The 23,063-nt window shown below is 71.0% G+C and carries 22 protein-coding genes and 1 tRNA gene; 4 read left to right on the top strand and 19 right to left on the bottom strand.

Translation table 11 applies throughout. The annotated features are described in order from the left end of the window. Positions 1 to 29 precede the first annotated feature (29 nt). The 3 genes from mfd to SOM13_RS00465 are packed head-to-tail and all read right to left on the bottom strand — an operon-like array spanning position 30 to position 4,959. On the bottom strand, positions 30 to 3,644 hold the full coding sequence (gene mfd / locus SOM13_RS00475; protein ID WP_320478605.1) for a transcription-repair coupling factor: 3,615 nt from the start codon (positions 3,642 to 3,644) through the stop codon (positions 30 to 32). A gap of 43 nt (positions 3,645 to 3,687) precedes the next feature. Continuing rightward, complete coding sequence (pth, locus tag SOM13_RS00470) at positions 3,688 to 4,278, bottom strand: aminoacyl-tRNA hydrolase (protein WP_320478604.1); 591 nt, start codon at positions 4,276 to 4,278, stop codon at positions 3,688 to 3,690. Between the two features lie 45 nt (positions 4,279 to 4,323). Continuing rightward, positions 4,324 to 4,959 (bottom strand): 50S ribosomal protein L25/general stress protein Ctc, encoded by a 636-nt coding sequence (locus tag SOM13_RS00465; RefSeq protein WP_192059581.1) that lies wholly within the window; start codon positions 4,957 to 4,959, stop codon positions 4,324 to 4,326. Between the two features lie 402 nt (positions 4,960 to 5,361). Here SOM13_RS00465 and gndA point away from each other — a divergent pair, with 402 nt between their 5' ends. After that, positions 5,362 to 6,834, top strand: coding sequence for an NADP-dependent phosphogluconate dehydrogenase (gene gndA / locus SOM13_RS00460; RefSeq protein WP_320478603.1), 1,473 nt, complete (start codon positions 5,362 to 5,364; stop codon positions 6,832 to 6,834). A gap of 610 nt (positions 6,835 to 7,444) precedes the next feature. On the opposite strand, the gene SOM13_RS00455 is transcribed toward gndA, so the two are convergent. The 9 genes from SOM13_RS00455 to SOM13_RS00415 all read right to left on the bottom strand — a co-directional run bounded on the left by SOM13_RS00455 (position 7,445) and on the right by SOM13_RS00415 (position 14,908). Continuing rightward, entirely contained in the window at positions 7,445 to 7,933 is a 489-nt protein-coding gene (locus SOM13_RS00455) for an SRPBCC family protein (protein ID WP_320478602.1), read from the bottom strand. Between the two features lie 105 nt (positions 7,934 to 8,038). Continuing rightward, the gene (locus SOM13_RS00450; RefSeq protein ID WP_192059577.1) at positions 8,039 to 9,016 is read right to left on the bottom strand and encodes a ribose-phosphate diphosphokinase; all 978 of its coding nucleotides are present in this window, start codon (positions 9,014 to 9,016) and stop codon (positions 8,039 to 8,041) included. A gap of 42 nt (positions 9,017 to 9,058) precedes the next feature. Continuing rightward, the gene (gene glmU, locus SOM13_RS00445; RefSeq protein ID WP_192059575.1) at positions 9,059 to 10,492 is read right to left on the bottom strand and encodes a bifunctional UDP-N-acetylglucosamine diphosphorylase/glucosamine-1-phosphate N-acetyltransferase GlmU; all 1,434 of its coding nucleotides are present in this window, start codon (positions 10,490 to 10,492) and stop codon (positions 9,059 to 9,061) included. A 118-nt stretch (positions 10,493 to 10,610) separates the two neighbouring features. Beyond that, positions 10,611 to 11,099: a DUF4126 family protein gene (locus tag SOM13_RS00440; protein WP_320478601.1), complete on the bottom strand. Its 489-nt coding sequence runs from the start codon at positions 11,097 to 11,099 to the stop codon at positions 10,611 to 10,613. A 94-nt stretch (positions 11,100 to 11,193) separates the two neighbouring features. Then, positions 11,194 to 11,682, bottom strand: coding sequence for a hypothetical protein (locus tag SOM13_RS00435; RefSeq protein ID WP_320478600.1), 489 nt, complete (start codon positions 11,680 to 11,682; stop codon positions 11,194 to 11,196). A gap of 37 nt (positions 11,683 to 11,719) precedes the next feature. Beyond that, complete coding sequence (locus SOM13_RS00430; protein WP_320478599.1) at positions 11,720 to 12,238, bottom strand: hypothetical protein; 519 nt, start codon at positions 12,236 to 12,238, stop codon at positions 11,720 to 11,722. A 32-nt stretch (positions 12,239 to 12,270) separates the two neighbouring features. Further along, entirely contained in the window at positions 12,271 to 12,669 is a 399-nt protein-coding gene (locus tag SOM13_RS00425; RefSeq protein ID WP_320478598.1) for a hypothetical protein, read from the bottom strand. 182 nt (positions 12,670 to 12,851) lie between these two features. Further along, complete coding sequence (locus SOM13_RS00420; RefSeq protein ID WP_320478597.1) at positions 12,852 to 14,762, bottom strand: alpha/beta hydrolase; 1,911 nt, start codon at positions 14,760 to 14,762, stop codon at positions 12,852 to 12,854. A 71-nt stretch (positions 14,763 to 14,833) separates the two neighbouring features. Further along, positions 14,834 to 14,908: transfer RNA gene (locus SOM13_RS00415), tRNA-Gln, on the bottom strand. 65 nt (positions 14,909 to 14,973) lie between these two features. On the opposite strand from SOM13_RS00415, the gene SOM13_RS00410 reads away from it, so the two are divergent. Beyond that, on the top strand, positions 14,974 to 15,468 hold the full coding sequence (locus SOM13_RS00410) for a MarR family winged helix-turn-helix transcriptional regulator (RefSeq protein WP_192059563.1): 495 nt from the start codon (positions 14,974 to 14,976) through the stop codon (positions 15,466 to 15,468). Between the two features lie 118 nt (positions 15,469 to 15,586). Here the strand turns inward: SOM13_RS00410 and SOM13_RS00405 are convergent, their stop codons facing one another. Genes SOM13_RS00405 through glp form a run of 5 tightly spaced genes read right to left on the bottom strand, consistent with a single transcriptional unit; the run spans position 15,587 to position 20,154 of the window. Continuing rightward, positions 15,587 to 17,401: an ABC-F family ATP-binding cassette domain-containing protein gene (locus SOM13_RS00405; RefSeq protein ID WP_192059561.1), complete on the bottom strand. Its 1,815-nt coding sequence runs from the start codon at positions 17,399 to 17,401 to the stop codon at positions 15,587 to 15,589. 55 nt (positions 17,402 to 17,456) lie between these two features. Beyond that, on the bottom strand, positions 17,457 to 17,933 hold the full coding sequence (locus SOM13_RS00400; protein WP_320478596.1) for a molybdenum cofactor biosynthesis protein MoaE: 477 nt from the start codon (positions 17,931 to 17,933) through the stop codon (positions 17,457 to 17,459). Beyond that, a complete protein-coding gene (locus SOM13_RS00395) occupies positions 17,926 to 18,414 on the bottom strand; it encodes a MogA/MoaB family molybdenum cofactor biosynthesis protein (RefSeq protein WP_192059556.1) in 489 nt (162 codons plus the stop codon). Before SOM13_RS00395 ends, SOM13_RS00400 begins: the two co-directional genes overlap by 8 nt. After that, complete coding sequence (gene moaC / locus SOM13_RS00390; RefSeq protein ID WP_320478595.1) at positions 18,411 to 18,911, bottom strand: cyclic pyranopterin monophosphate synthase MoaC; 501 nt, start codon at positions 18,909 to 18,911, stop codon at positions 18,411 to 18,413. The genes SOM13_RS00395 and moaC overlap by 4 nt, the downstream gene beginning before the upstream one ends. Continuing rightward, entirely contained in the window at positions 18,904 to 20,154 is a 1,251-nt protein-coding gene (gene glp / locus SOM13_RS00385) for a gephyrin-like molybdotransferase Glp (RefSeq protein WP_320478594.1), read from the bottom strand. The genes moaC and glp overlap by 8 nt, the downstream gene beginning before the upstream one ends. Before the next feature lie 37 nt (positions 20,155 to 20,191). On the opposite strand from glp, the gene SOM13_RS00380 reads away from it, so the two are divergent. Both SOM13_RS00380 and SOM13_RS00375 read left to right on the top strand, forming a co-directional pair. Further along, complete coding sequence (locus SOM13_RS00380; RefSeq protein ID WP_192059550.1) at positions 20,192 to 21,073, top strand: MTAP family purine nucleoside phosphorylase; 882 nt, start codon at positions 20,192 to 20,194, stop codon at positions 21,071 to 21,073. Continuing rightward, positions 21,070 to 22,170 carry an NAD-dependent epimerase/dehydratase family protein gene (locus SOM13_RS00375; protein WP_320477056.1) on the top strand — a complete coding sequence of 367 codons (1,101 nt, stop codon included), beginning with the start codon at positions 21,070 to 21,072 and terminating at the stop codon, positions 22,168 to 22,170. Before SOM13_RS00380 ends, SOM13_RS00375 begins: the two co-directional genes overlap by 4 nt. An 82-nt stretch (positions 22,171 to 22,252) precedes the next feature. Here SOM13_RS00375 and SOM13_RS00370 read toward each other — a convergent pair whose 3' ends face one another. Beyond that, on the bottom strand, positions 22,253 to 22,672 hold the full coding sequence (locus SOM13_RS00370) for a type II toxin-antitoxin system VapC family toxin (RefSeq protein WP_320478593.1): 420 nt from the start codon (positions 22,670 to 22,672) through the stop codon (positions 22,253 to 22,255). Beyond that, positions 22,669 to 22,998 (bottom strand): FitA-like ribbon-helix-helix domain-containing protein, encoded by a 330-nt coding sequence (locus tag SOM13_RS00365; protein WP_320478592.1) that lies wholly within the window; start codon positions 22,996 to 22,998, stop codon positions 22,669 to 22,671. Before SOM13_RS00365 ends, SOM13_RS00370 begins: the two co-directional genes overlap by 4 nt. Positions 22,999 to 23,063: the final 65 nt, after the last annotated feature.

The following is a 23,063-nucleotide window of genomic DNA, read 5'->3' as shown; positions in this document are numbered from 1 at the left end:
GCGCCTCCTCGGCCTGCTCCGTCGCGTCGTCAGCCGGCGGCCGCCGCGGTGTCGGTGGCGGGACGCGGCGTCTCCGCACCGAAGATCGCCGTCATCAGCTGCTCGACCCAGGTGATCAGCTCACCGTCGGGCAGGGCCTCGCCGTGAGGACGGGGCAGCGGCACGCTGACCGACTTCGTCTGACCGAACCAGCGCGAGCCCGGGTACATCCGCTGCAACCGCACCTGCATGCTGTCGGGCAGATCGAGACCGGCGACACGGAGGTTGGCGCCCATGACGACGACCTCGCTGAGACCGATCTTCTGCGCGGCACGGCGCAGCCTCGACACCTCGATGAGTGCGAGGACCGACGCCGGCGGCGTGCCGTACCGGTCGGTGAGCTCGTCGAGGACCGAGTCGATCTGATCGTCGGTCGAGGTCGGCGAGCTGGCCGTCGACAGCTTCTGGTAGGCCTCGAGACGGAGTCGCTCGCTCTCGACGTACTCGTCGGGGATGTGCGCGTCGACGGGGAGCTCGAGTCGCAGCTCGGTCTGCCCCTCGGCCACGTCGCCGCGGAACGCCCCCACGGCCTCGCCGATCATGCGGAGGTACAGGTCGAAGCCGACCCCGGCGATGTGCCCGGACTGCTCACCGCCGAGGAGGTTGCCCGCGCCGCGGATCTCGAGGTCTTTCAACGCGACCTGCATGCCCGCGCCCAGCTCGTTGTTCGCCGCGATCGTCTCGAGGCGGTCTTGAGCGGTCTCGCTGAGCGGTCGCTCGGCGTCGTACAGGAAGTACGCGTACCCGCGCTCACGGCCTCGGCCGACGCGCCCGCGCAGCTGATGCAGCTGACTGAGCCCGTACTTGTCGGCGCGATCGATGATCAGCGTGTTCGCGTTCGCGATGTCGAGACCGGTCTCGATGATGGTGGTCGAGACGAGCACGTCGAACTTGCGCTCCCAGAAGTCGACCATGACCTGCTCGAGCGACGACTCGGCCATCTGTCCGTGCGCGACCGCCACCCGCGCCTCCGGAACCAGCTCGGCGATCTGCGCCGCGACGCGGTTGATGCTCGACACCCGGTTGTGCACGAAGAACACCTGCCCCTCGCGCAGCAGCTCGCGCCGGATGGCCGCCGCCTTCTGCCGATCGCTCTCGGGACCGACGAAGGTCAGGATGGGGTGGCGGTCTTCGGGAGGCGTCGTCAGGGTGGACATCTCGCGGATGCCCGTGACCGCCATCTCGAGCGAGCGCGGGATGGGCGTGGCCGACATCGCCAGGATGTCGACGTTGGTCTTGAGCTTCTTCAAGGCGTCTTTGTGCTCGACGCCGAAACGCTGCTCTTCGTCGATGATCACGAGACCGACGTCTTTGTACGCGATGCCCTCGCTCAGGAGGCGATGCGTGCCGATCACCATGTCGACCGTGCCGTCGCCGAGGCCCTTGATCGTCTCGCGGGACTCCTTCGCGGTCTGGAACCTGGAGAGACTGCGGAGGTGCACGGGGAACCCGGCGAAGCGGTCCGAGAACGTGTCGAAGTGCTGCTTGACGAGCAGAGTGGTCGGCACGAGCATGACGACCTGCTTGCCGTCCTGGATCGCCTTGAACGCGGCGCGCACGGCGACCTCGGTCTTGCCGTAGCCGACGTCGCCCGAGAGGAGGCGGTCCATCGGGATCGGGCGCTCCATGTCGGCCTTGATCTCGTCGATGGTCGTCAGCTGGTCGGCGGTCTCCGCGAACGGGAAGGCCTCCTCGAGCTCGCGCTGCCACGGGGTGTCGGGCGGGAACGAGTGGCCCTTGCTGGCCATCCGCGCCGAGTACAGCTTGACCAGCTCGACGGCGATGTCACGGACGGCGCGACGCGCCTTGCTCTTGGCCGAGGCCCAGTCGCTGCCGCCCATCTTGCTGAGCGACGGCGCCTCGCCGCCGACGTAGCGGCTGAGCAGATCGAGCTGGTCGGTGGGCACGTAGAGCTTGTCGCCGGGGTACCCGCGCTTCGAGGGCGCGTACTCGAGCACGAGGTACTCGCGGCTGTTCTTGACGGCGTTCTTGCCGCCGGTGCTGACGACACGGCTGGTGAGCTCGATGAACTTGCCGATGCCGTGCGTCTGGTGCACGACGACGTCGCCGGGCTTGAGCTGCAGCGGATCGACCACGTTCTTGCGTCGACTGGCGAGCTTCGTCACCTGTCGCGAGTCGTAGTTCGCCGATCGACCGTAGAAGTCGCTCTCGCCCAGCACGGCGAGCTTCGCGTCGGGGATCTCGAAGCCGGCCTCGACGCCGCCGGCGACGAGGTGCGCGACCCCCGCCTCGAGCGACTCGGGCAGCGACTCATGCAGCCGCGCGGCGACCCCTCGCTCGGCGAGCACGTCGCGCGCCCGCTCGACGAGGCCCACGCCGCGCGAGGTCACGACGATGCTCCAGCCGTCGGCGAGGCGCGACACGACATGGTCGAGGGCGCCCTCGGCATGACCGCTGAAGCTCGGCACCGCGTCGGCCGCGAGACGGACGTAGTCGCCCGCCGACGCGATCGCCTCCTCGTCGGTGAGGACCTCGCCGCTGTCGAAGGTGCTCAGGGAGAACCATGTGCGGTCGCCCGCGGAGTCGCGGAGATCGCGCAGGGAGATGAAGTCGCCCGCGTCGAGGTCGATCGGTGCCTCGGCGCCGGCGGTCGCGGCGCTCCATGCTGCCGAGAGGAACTCGCGGTTCGTCTCGGCCAGGCTGCGGGCCCTCGACACGACGCGCTCGGGAGACAGCACGGCGATGGCGGCCCCCTCCGGGAGGTAGTGGGTCAGCGGCACGAGACCGTGCACGAGGGCCGGAGCGAGGGACTCCATGCCCTCGACGGGGATGCCCTCGCCGATCTTCGCCAGCATCTGCGCGAGACTCGGGAACTCGTGCTGCATCTCGCGGGCACGCTGACGCACCTGCTCGGTGAGGAGCATCTCGCGGCTCGGCGGGAGGTCGACCGTCGTGACCTCGCCGTCGAGGCTCCGCTGGTCGGCGACGGAGAAGCGCCGCACCTGGTCGACCTCGTCGCCGAAGAAGTCGACACGGACGGGGTGCTCGGCCGTCGGCGGGAACACGTCGAGGATGCCGCCGCGCACCGCGAACTCGCCCCGCCGGGTGACCATGTCGACCCGCGCGTAGGCGAGGTCGACGAGTCGCAGGGCGATGGCCGACAGGTCGTGCCCGCGATCGCCGACGGTGAGCACCACCGGCTCGATCGACGCGAGATTGTCGGCCAGGGGCTGCAGGGCCGCCCGCACACCGGCCACGACGACGATCGGCTTCGTCGCCTCAGGCTGGGAAGCCGCCTGCTCGGACCACGCGGCGAGTCGCCGCAGAGCGTGGATGCGCTTCCCGACCGTCTCGGCGCTCGGGCTGAGCCGCTCATGCGGAAGGGTCTCCCACGCGGGGAACTCGATGATCTCGGCCTCGGGCAGGAAGCTCGTCAGCGACCCCCGGACGGCCTCGGATTCACGCCCCGTCGCCGTGACGACGAGCAGAGCCTGAGGGCCCTCGCGCCGCGAGAGCAGACCCGCCAGCAGAGGGACGCGCAACCCGTCGACGACGGAGAAGTCCGTGCTCTTGCCGTGCCGGTCGAGGGCAGCCGAAAAGGTGGAGGCGCGCGAAAGCGCCGGAATCAAGCCCGCGAGTATCACGCGATAGATGGTACCCGTGCCGACCTGGAGCGGGACGCGAGCGTCAGTCTCTGGCGGTGTGGAACTTGAGCTGCGCCGCGATGAGCCCGTCGGCGGCGATCATCTCGACCGCGTCGGCGGCGTCGGCGAGGAGGATCGGGAGGTTCTGACGCTCGGAGGCACCGAAGTCTTTCAGGACGAAGTCGGCGGCGGGTTGCCGCCCGGGCGGGCGGCCGATGCCGACCCGCACCCGGGTGAACTCGTTCGAACCGGTCGCCGCGATGATGTCGCGCAGACCGTTGTGCCCGCCGTGACCACCGCCGTGCTTCAGCTTGAGGGTGTCGAAGTCGATGTCGAGCTCGTCATGGACGACGATCAACCGCGACACGTCGAGGTCGTAGAACCGGAGCAGCGCCTGCACGGGGCCGCCCGAGACGTTCATGAACGTGTCGGGCTTGGCGAGCACGAAGCGCGGGCCGCCCGGCACGAGGCGAACCTCGGCGACGGTCGCGTTGGTGCGGTGGCGCTTGAAGCCGACGGATAGACGGTGGGCCAGCTCGGCCAGCACCATCTGCCCGACGTTGTGCCTGTTGCCGGCGTAGCCGGGCCCGGGGTTCCCGAGCCCGACCACGAGCCACTGATCGTCTGATGCCATCGTCCGTCGATCGTCTCTTCAGTGGTTCTGCGCCGGCAGGGGGTGTTACTCGGAGCGCTCTTCGTCTTCGATCGAGTCGACGTCGCCCTCGGCGGGGGCGGCCTCGCCGTCCTCGTCGGAGACCGCGTCGGTCGTGAGGTCGAGCTGGGGCACCGAGATGGCGAGCACGAGGGTCTCGGGCTCGCTGACCAGGTTCGCGCCCGAGGGCAGCTTCAGGTCGGCCGCGGTGATCTGCGCACCCTCTTCGAGGCCCTCGATCGACACGACGACGTTCTGCGGGATGTGCGTGGCCTCGACCTCGAGCTCGACGGCGTTGAGCTCAAGCACGTGGATGGTGCCGGGGTACGACTCGCCCTCGACGTGCACGGGCACCTCTACGGTGACCTTCTCGCCGCGACGCACGACGATGAGGTCGATGTGCTCGATGGTCTGCTTGACCGGGTCGCGCTGGATGTCCTTGACGAGGGCGAGCTGCTCGGTACCCTCGATGTCGAGCGTGATGACGGCGTTCGCACGACGCGTGATCAGCATGGTCTCGTGACCGGGGAGGGTGACGTGCTGGGGGTCGGTGCCGTGACCGTAGATGACCGCGGGGATCTGGTCGTTCGCACGGATCTTGCGAGCCGCGCCCTTGCCGAAGCTGGTGCGGACGAGAGCGGACAGGTTGTTGGCGTCAGCCATGTGTGTCTCCTTCTGAGGCCGCCGCGGGGGCGGACCGGATGTGTGGTCGGTTTCAACTCGAACGCGTATCGCGTGAGGAAAGACCCCGCAGCCGTGAGGTGACGGGCCCCGAAGGACCCGCTCGTCCGAGACTGAGCGCCTGCCTACCGCGTCGATAACGGATGCATGCGCATCCCTCGCCGAAGTTCAGCTTCCGAGGTTACACGGGGCCCGCGCGTGTCGCCAACCCGCGCCTCCTCGGCTCGTGGCCCCCTGGCGGTGCCGCGGCGACGCTCGGAAACCTCTCGGGAACCGGTCGGCGGGCCGGGAGGCGACTGCCGGGACGGGTACGGACGGTACCCGTCACACGCTCGGGACGGGGGCATAGTCTGCGGCTACCCACCCCATCGAGAGGAAGTCACCGTGACCGAACAGGGAACAGAAACGTCGACCACCCCGCAGGCGAACATCGGAGTCGTCGGGCTCGCCGTGATGGGCTCGAACCTCGCCCGCAACCTCGCGAGCCGCGAGGGCAACACCGTCGCCGTGTACAACCGCTCCCCCGAACGCACCGACACGCTGATGAGCGAGCACGGCGACGCCGGGTTCATCGCGTCGAAGACCATCGAGGACTTCGCCGCCTCGCTGCAGAAGCCGCGCACCGCGATCATCATGGTCCAGGCCGGACGCGGCACCGACGCCGTCATCGACCAGCTCGCCGACTTGTTCGAGGAGGGCGACATCATCGTCGACGGCGGCAACGCGAACTTCCTCGACACCCGCCGCCGGGAGTCCGCACTGCGCGGCCGCGGCCTGAACTTCGTCGGCGCCGGGATCTCGGGCGGCGAGGAAGGCGCGCTCAAGGGGCCGTCGATCATGCCCGGCGGATCGAAGGAGGCGTACGCGACCCTCGGCCCGATCCTCTCGTCGATCGCCGCCGTCGCCGAGGGCGAGCCGTGCGTCACGCACGTCGGGTCGGACGGCGCCGGACACTTCGTCAAGATGATCCACAACGGCATCGAGTACGCCGACATGCAGCTCATCGCCGAGTCGTACGACCTGCTGCGCCGCGTGGGCGGACACGAGCCCGCCGCCATCGCCGCCGTCTTCGACGAGTGGAACAAGGGGGAGCTCGAGTCGTACCTGATCGAGATCACCGCCGAGGTGCTGCGCCAGGTCGACGCCAAGACGGGCGGGCCGCTCGTCGACCAGATCGTCGACGCCGCCGGGTCGAAGGGCACCGGCGTCTGGACGGTGCAGAACAGCGTCGGACTCGGCGTGCCCGTCGGCGGCATCGCCGAAGCCGTCTTCGCGCGCGCCGTGTCGTCGAAGCCCGACCAGCGCGCCGCCGTGCAGGCGACCCTGCAGGGCCGGCCCGAGGTGCAGGAAGCCGGCGACGGCTTCGAGGACGACGTGCAGAAGGCGCTCTACGCGTCGAAGATCGTGGCCTACGCCCAGGGGTTCGACGCGATCATCGCCGGCGCCCTCGAATACGGCTGGGACATCGACAAGGGCGCCATCGCCAAGATCTGGCGCGGCGGCTGCATCATCCGCGCGCAGTTCCTGAACCGCATCGTCGACGCCTACGAGAAGGACGCCACCATCGCGACCCTCCTCGAGGACGACTACTTCGCCGCCGCCGTCCGCGACGGGGAGGACGCCTGGCGCCGCATCGTCGCGAAGGCCGCCCTCTCGGGCATCCCCGTGCCCGGGTTCGCCTCGGCGCTGTCGTACTACGACTCGCTCGCGTCCACCCGACTGCCGGCGTCGCTCATCCAGGGGCAGCGCGACTTCTTCGGCGCCCACACCTACAAGCGGGTCGACGAGGAGGGCGTGTTCCACACGCTGTGGTCGGGCGACCGGTCGGAGATCGAGACGGAGCCGTCGACCCACTGACCTCTCCGGTGGTCATGGCGTGATCCGGGTGCTCGGGGATCGGGCCTGACGGGCGTGTTCGTCGCGACCGGACTGCTTCGGCGGGCCGGTCGGACGGACACGCCCGTTCGCGTCGCTGGGGCGGACGGATCCAGTAGCGGGGGCCGGCTCAACCTCCGCCGGGTCTGTGCGTCGGCGGGGCCGCCGGCCCGTCGGCAACTCAGGCGCAGCGGGGCTGCTCTGGGCGTTCTGCACGGAGACACCGCGCTGCGCCTGAGTTGCCGACGCGAGAGCGGGCCTGGCGATCAGTGGAAGCTGGTTCTGACGCACGCGGGCAGCCACCAGGATTCTCTGCCGCGCACCGGTTGGCAACTCAGGCGCAGCGGGGCTGCTCTGGGCGTTCTGCACGGGAACACTGCTCTGCGCCTGAGTTGCCGACGCGAGAGCGGGCCTGGCGATCAGTGGAAGCTCGTTCTGACGCACGCGGGCAGCCACCAGGATTCTCTGCCGCGCACCGGTTGGCAACTCAGGCGCAGCGGGGCTGCTCTGGGCGTTCTGCACGGAGACACCGCGCTGCGCCTGAGTTGCCGACGCGAGCCGGCATGGGGGGGGGAGCAGGCGCGACCGCAGGTCAGGGGCGTGCGAGGACGGCTGCTGCGAGGACCAGCGGGTCTGCGCAGCCGCGGGCGAACCCCTCGATGCGTCGATCGATGTCCCGCTGCAGGATGACGGCGCCGACGCGCTCGGCCAGCGGCGCGAGCCACTTCGGCCGGCAGGTGAAGTTGTAGCGCCAGATCGCGAGCGTGCTGCCGGGGTCGCCCTCGACCGCGCTGAACCGCCACCCGCCGCCCATGCGCTCGAAGAACCACGAGCCCTTCGTCATCTTCATCCCGACGTTGGTGGGCGGCGCGTACGAGACGTACTCGCTCTCCATCCGGAACCCGAACCGCTGCACCGTGAGGGTGCGGACGCCCTTGGCGGGCCCGGTCGCGCCGCCGAGGAGGTGCTGGTGGCGGATGAACGGATCCCAGCGCTTCCGTGCCTCACCCTGCGTCTGCGACACCGCGAAGGCGACCTCGGGGCTCACCGGGACGACCACACGGGATTCGACGACAGGCATGGCCACATCCTGTCACGATGCCTGGCTGACTCGAGAGGGACGCAGAAGGGGGCGCCCTCCACCGGATCCGGTGGTCGGGCGCCCCCTCAGGCGGACGGTCGGAGCCTAAGCCGCGCCGTCGAACATGCTGGTCACGGAGCCGTTGTCGAAGACCTCGTGGATCGCCCGGGCGATCAAGGGCGCGATCGGGAGGATCTCGAGCTTGTCGAACTTCTGGTGCTCGGTGAGCGGCAGGGTGTCGGTGACGACGACGGAGTCGATGAACTCGCTGTTGAGGATCTCGGGTGCCGGGTCGCTGAACACGGCGTGGGTAGCCGCGACGACGACGCCGATGGCGCCGGCGGCCTTGAGAGCCTCGGCGGCCTTCACGATCGTGCGACCCGTGTCGATCAGGTCGTCGACGAGCAGGCAGACGCGGCCGGCCACCTCGCCGACGATCTCGTGCACGGTGACCTGGTTCGGCACGAGCGGGTCGCGGCGCTTGTGGATGATGGCCAGCGGGGCGTCGAGCTTCTCGCTCCAGATGTCGGCGACGCGCACGCGACCCATGTCGGGCGAGACGACGGTCAGCGTCGTGTTGTCGAGCTTGGCGCGGAAGTGCTCGAGCAGCACCGGCATGGCGAAGAGGTGGTCGACGGGGCCGTCGAAGAAGCCCTGGATCTGCGGGGCGTGCAGGTCGACGCTCATGATGCGGTGCGCACCGGCGGCCTTGAAGAGGTCGGCGACGAGGCGGGCCGAGATCGGCTCGCGCCCGCGGCCCTTCTTGTCTTGGCGCGCGTACGGGTAGAACGGCGCCACCACGGTGATGCGCTTGGCCGAGGCGCGCTTGAGGGCGTCGACCATGATCAGCTGTTCCATCAGCCACTCGTTGATCGGCGCCGAGTGCGACTGGATCACGAACGCGTCGGAGCCGCGCACGCTCTCGTCGAACCGCGCGTACAGCTCGCCGTTGGCGAAGGTGCGGGCGTCGGTCGGGATCAACTCGGAGCCCAGCTCGGACGCGATCTGATCGGCGAGTGCGGGGTGCGCACGCCCCGAGATCAGAACGAGTCGATTCTCGCCGGTGATCTTGATTCCGGACACGTCACTCGCTCTCCGGCCCCGAGGGGCCAACCCGACCGGGGTTCAGTCGGTCGTTCGTTCGGCGCGAGCGGCGGCCTCGGCAGCCGCCGAGCCGGGGCGGTTCGCCTCGACCCATCCGCTCGCATTGCGCTGTGGAGCGATGCTCAGCGCCAGGGCACCTGCCGGTACGTCTTTGCGGACGACCGTTCCCGCACCTGAGTACGCTCCGTCGCCAATCCTAACGGGGGCGACGAACACGTTGTGCGACCCGGTCCGCACATGGGACCCCACCTGGGTGCGGTGCTTGTTCACGCCGTCGTAGTTGGCCGTGATCGTGCCGGCCCCGATGTTCGAGTCGCGGCCGACCTCGGTGTCGCCGATGTAGCTGAGGTGCGGCACCTTCGAGCCCTCGCCGATCTCGACGTTCTTGGTCTCGACGAAGGTGCCGATCTTGCCACCGGCTCCGAGCACGCTGCCAGGTCGCAGATACGCGAACGGACCGACGGAGGCGCGGGCGCCGATCACGGCGAGGGTCGCGTCGGTGCGCTTCACGATCGCACCCTCGCCCACCTCGGTGTCGACGAGCGTGGTGTCGGGGCCCACGACGGCGCCGGCCGCGATGTACGTCGCGCCACGCAGCTGGGTGCCGGGCAGCAGCTCGACGTCGGGGCTCAGCGAGACGTCGCGGTCGATCCAGGTGGTCTGCGGGTCGACGATCGAGACGCCTTCACGCTGCCAGTGCTCGACGATGCGGTCGTTCAGGCGACGGGCCGCGGCGGCGAGCTGCACGCGGTCGTTGATGCCCTCGAGACGCCAGGTCTCGTCGACTGCGCGAGCGGCGACGATCTCGCCGGCGGCCGTCAGCAGACCGACCATGTCGGTCACGTACTTCTCGTTCTGGGCGTTCGCCGATCCGATGCGGGGCAGGTGGGTGCGCAGCGCCGAGACGGTGAAGACGTAGGTGCCCGAGTTGATCTCGCGCACGTCCCGCTCGTCGGCCGTGGCGTCTTTGTGCTCGACGATGCGATCGACGTCGCCGGAGGCGCGGCGGACGACGCGCCCGTAGCCCGTGGCGTCGGGCAGCACGGCCGACAGCAGCGTCGCCGACGCGGACGCCTCGCGGTGCTGGTCGAGCAGCGCCTCGAGGGTCGCGTGGTCGAGGAACGGCACATCGGCGCTGACCACCACGACGTCGCCGTCGAACTCGGCCGGCAGGGCCTCGACCGCCTGCTCGACCGCCCGCCCGGTGCCGGGGACGTCGTCTTGATCGACGATGAGGGCCGCGGGCGAGGTGTCGAGCACGCTCGCGACGACGACGTCGCGCTCGTGCCGCACGACCGCGACGAGGTGCTCGGGGTTCAACGCGCCGGCCGACTCGAGCACGTGCTGGATGAGCGGCATGCCCGCCAGGCGGTGGAGCACCTTGGGCGTCGACGACTTCATGCGCGTGCCCTGCCCTGCTGCGAGGACGACGACGGCGAGACTGCGTTCAGACATGGTGCTCCTTGGTGAGGTGGTGCGTGATCTGCGGCGATCCTCCCACGGGTGACCGAGGAGGCGCGAAAGGGCAGGCGGGATCGGTGCGGCGAAGCGGATGATCGGCCCTGGGGAGGACTCAGCGGGAGCGCACCACGGAGAAGGCGCTGGAGACCGTCACGGCGTCTTCGGCGAGCGCGACGACCAGGTCGGGCAGTCCCGTCCGATCGACGACGCTCTTGCGGGCGAGGTAGAACAGCCAGCTCCCTGCGAGCGCCCCGACGGCGCCGACGACCGCGCCCGCGAGGCGAGGCCCGCCGTGACCGGGATCGGCGACGGCGAGTCCGACCACCGCCCCGGCGACGGCCCGCCCGAAGAGCGGCCCCGGCGCGACGCGGCTCGGTGTGGCGGGGAGCTTGTCGCCGACCAGCTCGCCGGCGCCCGCCGCGATGAGCGCCGCGCGACCCGGCCACGATCGGAACAGGCGCCAGCTCTGCCAGGCGCCCCGTGCCTCCTCGGCTCCCTGGTTCAGGGCGAGCACGGCGAGCGGGGTCGCCGAACGGGAGCCGCTGAGGAGGCCGAGCAGGGCGGCACGGGCGAGGGGCGGGAGGGTGCTGGTGGTCGACATCGCGGGGTCCTCGTCGTCGGGGGCGGTGCCGGCACGACCGGCGGGTGAGATCGCAGGCTATCGACGGGAGACCGTCGGTGCCCGGTGCGCGCGGCTACTCGCCGTCGTTCTGCATCTGCACGGCGTCGCCCTCGGCGCAGGCCGACAACCCGCTGAGGCTGTACATGCGGACGTCGGCGAGGAAGTCGAGCGAGTCGGCTGCAGACCCGACACCGCGTACCCCGAGGATGGGGTCGCTCCCACCGCTCTCGTAGCGCTCCGTCGTCAGGCCCCGATCTCTCCAGAGGCGCTCCACGGCGACCACATCGGCCTCGGGATCCGAACCGCCGGGCCGGAGCGTCGTGATGTACGAGTATGCGGCGCCGTCGCGACCGTCAGATATCGTGCAGCCCTCGACGGCGGGGCCGCTGTAGACGTCCCACTCGCCGCCGATCGCCGCGGTGGTGTCGTCGACGACGGTGACGACGGCGCGCTTCGCATCGCCTGTCGCGAACGTCGCCTCACCAGGGGCGGAGCAACCGGTCAGAACACCAGCCCCGATCAGGATGACCGTGGTCGCGGTGCCGGCGGGACGGACACGCATCAGCCGAGGCTGGACACGTCGTCGACGGCCGAGCAGCTCATTCACCGTCGCGCTGCATCTCGTCGGCGTCCCCATCGACGCAGCTCGAGAGGCTGTCGATGCTGTACCGCCGCGGATCGGCCAGGAAGTCGACGGTCGCGACCGACCCACCTGAGCCGCGGATGCCCGGGACGGGGTCCGATCCCCCGCTCTGATACCGCTCCGTCGTCAGACCTCTCTCGGTCCACAGCCTCTCGAGGGAGGCGATGTCCTGCTCGGGGTCGCCGCCGGGCTGGTCGATGGCGACCAGGTACCCGTACGCCGCGCCCGCGCCGCCGCCGTCCCGGTCGCAGCTCTCGACGGCGGGGCCGCTCGAGACACGCCACTCGCCGCCGAGCGCCGAACTCGACTCGTCGACGAACGCGACGACCGCTCCCCTTGCGTCGTCCACGTCCTGCGGCACCATGTTCCTCCCGTCGTCAGCGCTGCAGCCGGCGAGCGAGAGCGTCGCCGTCATGATCAGGGCTGCAGGGATCGACGACCACGGGTGTCGTCGACTCGGATGACGCTGGTGCATGATCTCGTCTCGGATGGACCCGGTGCGCGCGGCTACTCGCCCTGCTCCTTGAGCTCGACCGGGTCGCCGTCCGCGCAGGGGGACAGGGCGTCGACGCTGTAGCCGCGCTCGTCGGCGAGGAAGTCGATGGACGTCGTCGGACCGCCGGAACCCCGGATACCGAGGATGGGATCGTCGCCGCCGCTCTGATAGCGCTCGGTCGTGATGCCCTGGTCGTTCCAGAGCTTCTCGACGGCGTCGATGTGAGCGGTCGGATCACCCGGAGCGGCGGCCTGCGTCGTGATGTACGAGTACGCGGCGCCGTCTCCCCCGGACTCCTGCGTGCACGCCCGCACGGCGGGGCCGCTGTAGACCTCCCACTCGCCGCCGATCGCCGCGGTCGTGTCGTCGACGACGGTGACCACCTCATCCTTCGCCTGGTCCGTATCCATGATCGTTCCTCCTGTATCTGCGGCTGCGCATCCTGAGACCAGGAGCATCGTCGTGAGGACGATCGACGAGCCCAAGGCCCGACGGCTTCTTCGTGCGGGGTCCGGCATGACGCGGTGCCCTCTCTTCTCGGTGGCCGTCGGCGTCTGGGCCGACGTCACGGTTCTCGGTTCGCGAGCGCGGGTCACCCGGTGACCCTGTCGCCTTGACCCGTGGTGGCGTAGGCCACGTTTCGGAGGGATTCCGTCCCCTTGTCGAGATAGCCCGTGTCGCCGTCCGTGTGGACAGCGTGATTGTCGACGGCGACGAGAGGGCCCGAACCGTCGGCGCTGAACGTCGTCGCACCGAAACCCGCGGCCGTCGGATCCTGGTGGTGATCGTAGCTGTGGTCACGACCGAACTGCGCCCACTGGTCGCCGGCACCGCCGATGAAGGGTGTGGCGTTCTCCGCCTGGCCGGCGAAGACCTCGCCGGCGTTGATCTTCTCGGCGGTGTCGACGGCATCGGGCAGTCCCGCCGAGGCGATCGTGGTGAAGGTGTCGACTTCGACGCCCTGCTTCGTCAGCGCGAAGGCGGCGGTCGTCGTGCCGTACGAGTGCGCCAGCACGTTCGTGGTCGGTCCGTCGTCCCCTCGAGCCGCGTCCATGCCCTCGATGGACGCGGCCAGCCTGTCGCCCCCGTCTCGGGCCGCACCCGTACCGAGGACGCCGATGTCCCAGTCGAACACACCGGGCTGCGGAGGCGAGTCGTAGCCCATCCAGGCGATCACGGCGCGGTCCTCGTCGCCGTGGACGCGGCCCTGCTCGTCGTAGACGCTCTGTGAGGCATCGGTCCAGTCGGTCATCTTTCGAGTGCTCGACCCCATGCCGGGAACCGCCCACGTGACGTTCGTGGCGGTGTCGAGATCTCCGATGGCGACGGCGGCGAGAGGAGGCTCGTCGGAGGTGAGCGAGATGAGGGTCCGTGCCCCGAGCTCCTCACCCTGCACCAGAGACGCCTTGATGTTCTCGAGGGCGATGATGTTGCGGGCGTTCTGAGCTCGGTCGGGGGCGTTCTGGTAGGCGGGCAGACCCATGTTGTCGAAGAAGTCGTTCGCCTCGGCGATGCGCTGGTCGAGGACCGCGACGTTGGCGGTGCTCCGAACCCAGTAGGGGATGCCCTCGAGGTTGCCGAGCTCGCTGAGGGCCGAGGTCGGCAGGGCGGCCAGCTCTCGCCGGTCGGCGGCCGTGTAGCCCATCGTGGCCCACAGCTCCGCGACCTCGGACGGCGTCAGCGAGTCGTCGAACAGCTTGGTGAACGGTGCCGGCACGGCGTCCGCCACCGCGAGGTCGAGCGTCGCGTCCGAGAGCTCGCCCGTTCCGCCGGCCCGCTCGAACGCGTCGGCGATGCTGTCGAGCCAGGCGGCATCGGCCGCGTTCTCTTCGAGCAGCCGGCGGATCCCGTCGAAGACGGTGACCGTTCCGATCTCGGCCCACGCGCAGGCGCTGACGAAGGCCACCCACGCGTTCTCGACGCCCGTGACGGAGTCGGACGCGCCGGTGTCGAGGCCGCGGGTCGTCGTGGCGAAGCCATGGAGGGCCGCTGGATCGGCCGAGCTGCGACCGTCGCCCGTGCCGAGACCGGTCCGCGGACGCCCCTGCGCCGAGAAGGTCGCGTCGATCGGCACGGGCTTGATGGCCACCTCGGACGGTTTCGGATCGAACAACGCCGGGGCTCCGGACCCCGGCGTCAGCAGCCAGGGCACGACCAGCTCGTCGGACTCGGCGGCGGCCTTCGCCTCGGCGATCCGGGTGTCTTCCCGCTGCTGCCACGCGTCGAGATCGGCCAGTCGCTTCTTCTCGGCGGCCGCCTGCTCCGCCACGGCGCGGACCTGCGATGCGAGATCCTCGAGCGCCGTCGCCGCCTTGGGCCGGTCCGCCGCCTCGGCGATGGCCGACTCCGTGAATCGTGCCGCGTACGCGCCCTTGAAGTCTTCGGCGGCCTCGTCCGCAGCCGTACGTCGAGAGCCTGCCTGCCCCCGCAGCGTGTCGGCTGCTCCGTCGGCGGCCTTCGCCAAGCGCTCAGCCGCACCGGCGTCGAATTCGATGGTCGTCATGTCATCCCCCCGATGAGCGCGCGACTGCGCACGGAAAGAGACTAGTCAGTCTTGGTTCGCGGGAACACCCCTGGCTCCGCCACCAGGATTCGAACCTGGACCTAACAGCTCCAAAGGCTGTCGTGCTGCCGTTACACCATGGCGGACCGCGCTCATGCGCCCGCTCATTCTGCCAGACGGCGCGCACGGCACCGGTCGACATAATGGTCGGATGCCCGAGCATGACGAGGTCGACCGGATCGTCGAGGCGTGGCGCCACGAGCGACCCGACCTCGACTTCGCGCCGCTCCACGTGCTCTCGCGCGTCGCCCGCCTCTCGAAGCACCTCGACCGCGCCCGCCGCGAGGCCTTCCAGGCCAGCGACCTCGAGTCGTGGGAGTTCGACGTGCTCTCGGCCCTCCGCCGCGCCGGGGCCCCGTACCAGCTGAGCCCGAAGACGCTCCTCCAGCAGACGCTCGTCTCGAGCGGTGCGATGACCAACCGCATCCACCGCCTGGTCGACCGCGGTCTCGTCGAACGCCGCACCGACCCGAACGACGGCCGAGGCATCCTCGTCACGATGACCACAGCCGGCCGCAGCGCCGTCGACGCCGCGATCGAGCGCCTCCTCGCCGAGGAGGACGCCCTGCTGAGCGACCTCGACGCCGACGACCGCAGCCGCCTCACCGACCTGCTGCGCACCCTCAGCCTGACCCTGGGCGGGTAGCCGCCCGTCGAGGGGTCACAACACGCCGTCAGGAGCCGAGGAGGCGCGGCGTGTCATGACTCATCGACCGGGCTTCCCGAGGGCCGGGCCCCAGGCCCGGGCCCGAGGGCCCCAGCTCTCAGGCCAGCAGCTCGCTCAGCTCGAGCCAGCGCACCTCGAGCTCGGCCGTCTTGTGGTCGAGCGCCGTGAGCTTGGCCTGCAGCGCCGCCAGGCCGTCGAAGTCGGACTGGTCGAACGTCGAGAACTGCGCGAGCAGCGACTCGCGCTCGGTCGCGGCCTTCGCCATCTTGCGGTCGATCGACCCGAGCTCCTTCTCGGCGTTGCGCTTCTCGGCGCCCGAGAGACCCGAGGCGGCGGCGGAGGCTGCGACGGATGCCGAGGCCCCCTGGACGGCCGTCGGTCGGTCGGTCGCGCCTCCTTGGCTGTCCGTCGCCTGCTTGCGCAGCTGCAGGTACTGGTCGACACCGCCCGGCAGGTGCCGGAAGCGCCCGTCGAGCACCGCGTACTGCTGATCGGTGACCCGCTCGAGCAGGTACCGGTCGTGCGATACGACCAGCAGGGTGCCCGGCCAGCCGTCGAGGAGGTCCTCCATCGCGGCGAGCATGTCGGTGTCGAGGTCGTTTGTGGGCTCGTCGAGGATGAGCACGTTCGGCTCGTTCAGCAGGATGAGCAGGAACTGCAGGCGGCGCTTCTGACCGCCCGACAGGTCTTTGATCGGGGTCTGCAGCTGAGCGCTCGTGAAGCCGAGGCGCTCGAGCAGCTGACCCGGCGTCATCTCCTTGCCGGCGGTGACGTACGAGGTGCGCTGCCGGCCGATGACGTCGTTCACGCGCTCGTGGGCGACCTCGTGCAGATCGGCGAGCTGCTGGTCGAGGATCGCGAACTTGACGGTCTTGCCCTGCTTGACCCGACCCTCGGTGGGGGCGATGACGCCGGTGACGACCTTGAGCAGCGTCGACTTGCCGGCGCCGTTGACCCCGAGCACGCCGGTGCGCTCGCCGGGGGCGATGCGCCACTCGACGCCCTGCAGCACCCGCTTGTCGCCGAACGAGACGCCGACCTCGACGAGGTCGACGACGTCTTTGCCGAGCCGCGCGGTCGCCATCTGCGACAGCTGCACGGCGTCGCGCACGGGCGGCTCGTCGGCGATCAGCTCGTTGGCGGCGTCGATGCGGAACTTCGGCTTGGTCGACCGGGCGGGGGCGCCGCGGCGCAGCCAGGCGAGCTCTTTGCGCATCAGGTTCTGGCGCTTCGACTCGGACGCCGAGGCCATGCGGTCGCGCTCGACGCGCTGCAGCACGTAGGCCGCGTAGCCGCCCTCGAAGGGCTCGACGATGCCGTCGTGCACCTCCCAGGTGTCGGTCGAGACCTCGTCGAGGAACCACCGGTCGTGGGTCACGACGACGAGCGCGCCCGAGTTGGCCGACCAGCGGCGCTTGAGGTGCTGCGCCAGCCAGGCGACGCCCTCGACGTCGAGGTGGTTGGTGGGCTCGTCGAGGAAGAGGACGTCCCAGTCGCCGACCAGCAGGGTCGCCAGGGCCACGCGGCGGCGCTGGCCACCGGAGAGGTCTTCGACCGCGGCCTCCCACGGGATGTCGGTGGCGAGACCCGAGATGACGTCGCGGATGCGCGCGTCGCCGGCCCATTCGTGCTCGTCGCGGTCGCCCACGATGAGACTGCCGACCGTGGCGCCCGTGGGCAGCACGTCGCGCTGGTCGAGCATGCCGATGGTGAGACCGCGACGCGTCGTCACGCGACCGTCGTCGGGCTGCAGGCGACCGGCCAGCACCGACATGAGGGTCGACTTGCCGTCGCCGTTGCGGCCGACGACGCCGATGCGGGAGCCCTCGTCGATGCCGAGGGTCACCCCGTCGAGGACGACCTTGGTCGGGAATTCGAGACGGAGGTTTTCTGCGCCGAGTAGATGTGCCACCCGAGAAGCGTAGTCGGCCCAGCCGGACGCTCCGACGGGCACGGGCGGGCGGCGGTCAGCCGAGCGACGCGGTCCACTCGTCGGAGCCGTCGGCGAACTCCTGCCGCTTCCAGATCGGGGTGCGCGCCTTGACCTCGTCGACGAGGGCCGCGCAGGCTGCGAACGCCTCGGCTCGATGGGCCGACGAGACCGCGCAGGCCAGCGCCACGTCGCCGATCGAGAGGTCGCCGTAGCGGTGCTCGACGGCCACCCGCACCTCGGGGTGCGCGGTCGCGATCGAGAGGGCGACCTCGCGGATCACCTCGGTCGCGTTCGGATGCGCCTCGTAGTGCAACGCGGTCACCCCGCGCCCGTCGTCGTGATCGCGGACGACGCCCTCGAAGGTCACGACGGCCCCGGAGGCACGGCTCGCCACGAGCGCGGAGCAGCCGGCGACCGAGAGGGCCTCGTCGACGACGCGGGCGAACAGCACGCGATCGTCGGCCGATGCGGGGGCGGGGCCGGCGGCGTCGGCCGCCGCGGCGTCAGTCATGCGACCCTCCATCCAGCTGGTCGACCACGTGGTCGACGATGTCGCCGAGCATCTCGAGCCCGTCGCGGACTCCCCCGCGCGACCCCGGCAGGTTGACGACGAACGTGCGACCGGCGACACCCGCGACGCCCCGCGAGAGCACGGCGGTGGGGGTCGCCGCGACGCCGCGACGACGCAGCTCCTCGGCGACGCCCGGCAGCTCTCTGTCGAGCAGCGGCCGGGTCTGCTCGGGGGTGGCGTCGGTCGGCGAGACGCCGGTGCCGCCGGTCGTGACGATCACGTCCGGCGAGGTCGCGAGCGCCTCGGCGAGCGCGCGACCCACGGCCTCGCCGTCGGCGACGACGACCGGGGCGGGCACGTCGTAGCGACGCGCCTCGAACCACTCGCGGATGACGGGGCCGGTGAGGTCGTCGGCGCGGCCCGCCGCGGCACGGGTCGAGGCGACGATGACGACGGCCCGGCGGACGGGGAGGGTGGTCATCGCGCCCAGTCCCCCGATTTGCCGCCCTGCTTCGCCAGCACCTTGACGTCGTGGATCTCGGCGAGCGGGTCGACGGCCTTGATCATGTCGTAGAGGGTCAGGGCGGCGATGGAGGCGGCGGTCAGCGCCTCCATCTCCACACCCGTCTTGCCGTGGGTCTTGACCCGTGCGAGCACCACGACGTCGGTGTCGCTGGGTTCGAAGTCGACGGTCACCGACCCGATGGGCAGCGGGTGGCAGAGCGGGATGAGAGACGAGGTCCGCTTGGCCGCCATGATGCCGGCGATGCGGGCCGTGCCGAGCGCCTCGCCCTTCGGCAGGGTGCCCTCGACGAGGCGGGCGACGACGTCGCCGCGGGTGGTCAGCCGCGCCTGGGCGGTCGCCACGCGGGACGTCTCGCTCTTGCCGGTGACATCGACCATGTGCGCCGTCCCGTCGTCACGGACGTGGGTGAGCCCGGGAGGCGCGGTGTCGGCGGGCGGTTCGCGATCAGTCATCGAGCGCCCACACTACGACCTCGTCGCCCTCCTCGACCCGGTCGACGCCGACGGGCACGTGCGCCAGCACGGTGGCCGCCGCGTGGTTCGACAGGAGGTGCGAGCCGGGGCCGCCGACGAGGGCCACGCGACCGTCGACGTCGAGGCGGCCGCGGCGGAGCTGGTGCTTGCCGACGGGAGAGTCGGCGGACTCGGCCATGGGCGCGGCCCGCTGCGCACGCGGCCTCCCGACACCGGTCGCGGTCTGCAGCAGAGGGCGGAGGAACACCTCGAACGAGACGAGGGCGCTGACCGGGTTGCCCGGGAAGCAGACGATCGGCAGGGCCCGGTGGCCGACGGTGAGCGTGCCGTGACCCTGCGGGCCGCCGGGCTGCATGGCCACGGAGCCGAAGACGACGCCCGAGGCCTCGAAGGCGTCGCGCACCACCTCGTAGGCACCGGCGCTGACGCCGCCGGTCGTGAGCACGAGATCGACGTCGGCGCCGTGCCGGGCGACGACCGCCAGCAGGGTGGCCGCGTCGTCGGTCACGCGCTCGGTCACGACGTCGACGCCGACCTCGGCCAGGGCCGCGGCGAGCGCCGTGCCGTTCGCGTCGTGGATCGCACCGGGGCCGAGGTCGGCGCCGGGTGCCGCGAGCTCTTCGCCCGTCGAGACCAGCAGGAGGCGCGGGCGGCGTCGGACGACGACCTCGCGCACGCCCGCCGCGGCCAGCACCCCCCAGCGGGCCGGGGTGAGGATCGTGCCGGCGCCGAGCAGCACGCTGCCGGCCCGCACGTCGGAGCCCGCGTCGCGGACGAACGTGCCGGAGGCGACGGGCCCCGTGATCGAGACGCGACTGTCGGCGCCCTCGGCGGGGAACAGCGGTGGATCGACCTGCTCGACGGGCACCACCGCGTCGGCGCCGTCGGGCACCGCCGCACCGGTCATGATCGGCGCCGCCGTGCCGGGTCGGAGCGCCGGACCGACGCGACCCGCGGGGATGCGGTCGACGACGACGAGCGACGTCGCCCGGTCGTCGGTCAGATCGGGTGACGAGACGGCGAAGCCGTCCATCTGGGAGTTGGCGAACGGAGGCAGGTCGATCGGTGCGACGACGTCGACGGCGACCTCGCGCCTCCGGTACCGCTCGGGCTGGGCCGCGAGGAGCGCCGGATCGACCCGCAGACCCTCGTGCGGCCGTGCCGCCAGGGCGGCCCCGACCAGCTCGGCCACGTCGTTCTGGTGCTGTTCGATCGTGCGCACGCGGATCCTCTCGGCTGTCGCCAGTAGCGTAGCGGGGGTGACCGACACCACCCCCGCCTCCTCGTCCCCGCCCCGCGTCGACGTCGCCGTCATCGGCGGCTCCGGCCTCTACTCGCTCTTCGCGCCGGGCACGGCGACCAGCCATGTCGTCGCGACGCCGTACGGCCCGACCTCGAGCGAGGTCTCGATCGGCGAGCTCGGCGGCAAGCGCGTCGCGTTCCTGACCCGTCACGGCAAGGGGCACTCCGTGCCGCCGCACCGCATCGACTTCCGGGCGAACGTCTGGGCGCTCGCGTCGCTGGGCGCCAAGGCCGTCGTGTCGTCGTCGGCCGTCGGCGGGGTCAGCCCGGAGTACCCGCCGGGCACGATGGTCGTGACCGACCAGTTCATCGACCGCACCTGGGGCCGCCCCGACACGTTCTACGACGTCGAGGGCTCGGTGCAGCACCTGATGGCCGCCGACCCGTTCGACCCGGTGCTGCGGGCGGCCGCCGTGTCGGCGCTCGAGCAGCAGGGCGAGCCGTTCGCCGCGACGGGCACCTGCGTCGTCATCCAGGGCCCGCGGTTCTCGACCCGGGCCGAGTCGCTCTGGTTCCGAGCCGCCGGCGCGCACACGATCAACATGACGATGTACCCCGAGGTGCCGTTGACCCTCGAGCTCGGCATGGGCGCCGTCAACATCTCGTTCGTCACCGACAGCGACGCCGGCATCTCGCCGGAGGAGGGTGACGACGACGACGCCGTCAGCCACCAGCTCGTCATGGAGCGCCTCGCCGCCGCCCAGCCGCGCATCGTCGCCGCCATCGAGTCGATCGTCGCCGGGCTGCCGAGCGACTACGAGCCGCGCGAGCTGATTCCCGCCGAGGCGGTCGCCGCCGTGCTCGCCCGCCCCGTGCAGTCGCGCCGGGCCGCGCTGTGACCGACGCCCGCGGCGCCTCGACCGACCCGGGCCCCCTCGGGCGGCTGCTCGTGACGGGCGGCGCCGGGTTCATCGGCTCGGCCGTCGTCGCCCAGGCCCTCGATCGCGGCTGGACGGTGCGCGTGCTCGACTCGCTGCGCTCGGACGTGCACGGCGGCGAGCCCGAGTTCGACCCGCGGGTCGAGTTCGTGCTCGGCGACGTGCGCGACGCCGACGTGGTCGACCGGGCGCTCGAGGGCGTCGACGCGGTCTGCCACCAGGCGGCCAAGGTCGGGCTCGGCGTCGACTTCCAGGACGCCCCCGACTACGTCTCGTCGAACGAGCTCGGCACCGCCGTCGTCCTGGCCGCCCTCGATCGTGCGGGGATCGACCGACTCGTCGTCGCCTCGTCGATGGTCGTCTACGGCGAGGGCAGCTACCGCACCTCGGCCGGCGCCACCGAGCGCCCGGCGCCTCGTCGCATCGCCGACCTCGACGCCGGCGTCTTCGACCCGCGCGACGAGGCCGGCGACCTGCTCGAGCCGCAGCTCATCGCGGAGGACGCCCCGCTCGACCCGCGCAACGTCTACGCCATCACGAAGCTGACGCAGGAGCACCTGGCGACCTCGTGGGCGCGGAGCACCGGGGGCCGCGCGGCGGCCCTGCGCTACCACAACGTCTACGGGCCGGGGATGCCGCAGAACACCCCCTATGCCGGAGTCGCGTCGCTGTTCCGCTCGGCGCTGCAGCGCGGCGAGGCCCCCCGCGTGTTCGAGGACGGCGCCCAGCGCCGCGACTTCGTGCACGTCCGCGACATCGCGTCGGCCAACCTCGCGGCTCTCGACTGGACGGCCGAGCAGGAGCCCGAGACGTTCAGGGCGTTCAACGTCGGCAGCGGCGTCGTGCACACCATCGGCGAGATGGCCTCGGCGCTCGCCCGCGAGGCCGGCGGGCCCGAGCCCGTCGTCACCGGCGAGTACCGCGCCGGCGACGTGCGGCACGTGACGGCGTCGTCGGCCCGGCTGCGCGACGAACTGCGCTGGGAGCCCGCCGTCAGCTTCGACGAGGGCATGCGGGAGTTTGCCACCGCACCCCTGCGCGCCGCGGTCACGAACTAGACCGGAGGGCAGGAGGCGCGGGTCGGGTCGTCGGCGACGGCCCGCCCCCGCGCTCGGTCGCCTCGACCTGCTCGCCCCTGCATCACGCCGACCAGGGGTCGATGACCTCGAGCCCGACCCCCTCGAAGTCGCGGACGTTGCGGGTCGCGAGGCTCGCACCGGTCGCGAGCGCCGTCGCCGCGATCATGGCGTCCGCCGTCGCGACCGGGCGACCGAGACGCGTCCGGAGACACACGACCCCCGCGTATTCGAGGGCGGTCGCTGCGCCGAAGGCGAGGACGCGACCCGCGAACTGCGTCTCGAGAGCATCGACGACCCCTCTCTCGACGACATCACGCCGAGCGCCAGGCGTCATGCAGAGGACACCGGCGAGCATCTCGGATGCGGAGACCACGCTCAGGAAGAGGTCGCCTGCTCGCTGCTCGGCGTACCAGGACAGGACTTCGGGAGCCGGTCGGACTCGTGAGAGCTCAGAGACGACGTTGGTGTCGACGACGATCACTCGAAGTCGACGATCTTCGCTGGAATCTGCTCACGACGGTTGCGTTCGAGGATCTCGATGAAGTCGTCGTCGAGGAGCGCATCGTTCTCAGCGCGCCGGCGGCGGAGAGCGACGACCCAGTTCTCCGCAACCCCGGGAGCGCCAGGGGTGCCAGGGGTGCCGTCGAACTCGAGCACGACCTCGGCCGTCGGGAACTCGGCGTCGGCGACGTACCGCCCCAGCACCCAGCGCACCTCGGCCTCCATCGACCGCCCGTGTCTCGCGCTCAGCGCCTTGAGCCCCGAGACCACATCGGGATCGAGCCCGCGAACAGTCACCGTCGACATGGTGATCACCTCCTGGCGGGGAAGCTAGCAGAATGACAGCGGATCGGCCGATGTACAGGATGCGG

Origin of the sequence: Frigoribacterium sp. CFBP9030 (assembly GCF_034045195.1) — a bacterium.
Lineage (GTDB): Bacteria > Actinomycetota > Actinomycetes > Actinomycetales > Microbacteriaceae > Frigoribacterium.
Note: the sequence above shows the minus strand (reverse complement) of the source record. Positions and strands in the feature narration are given on the sequence as shown.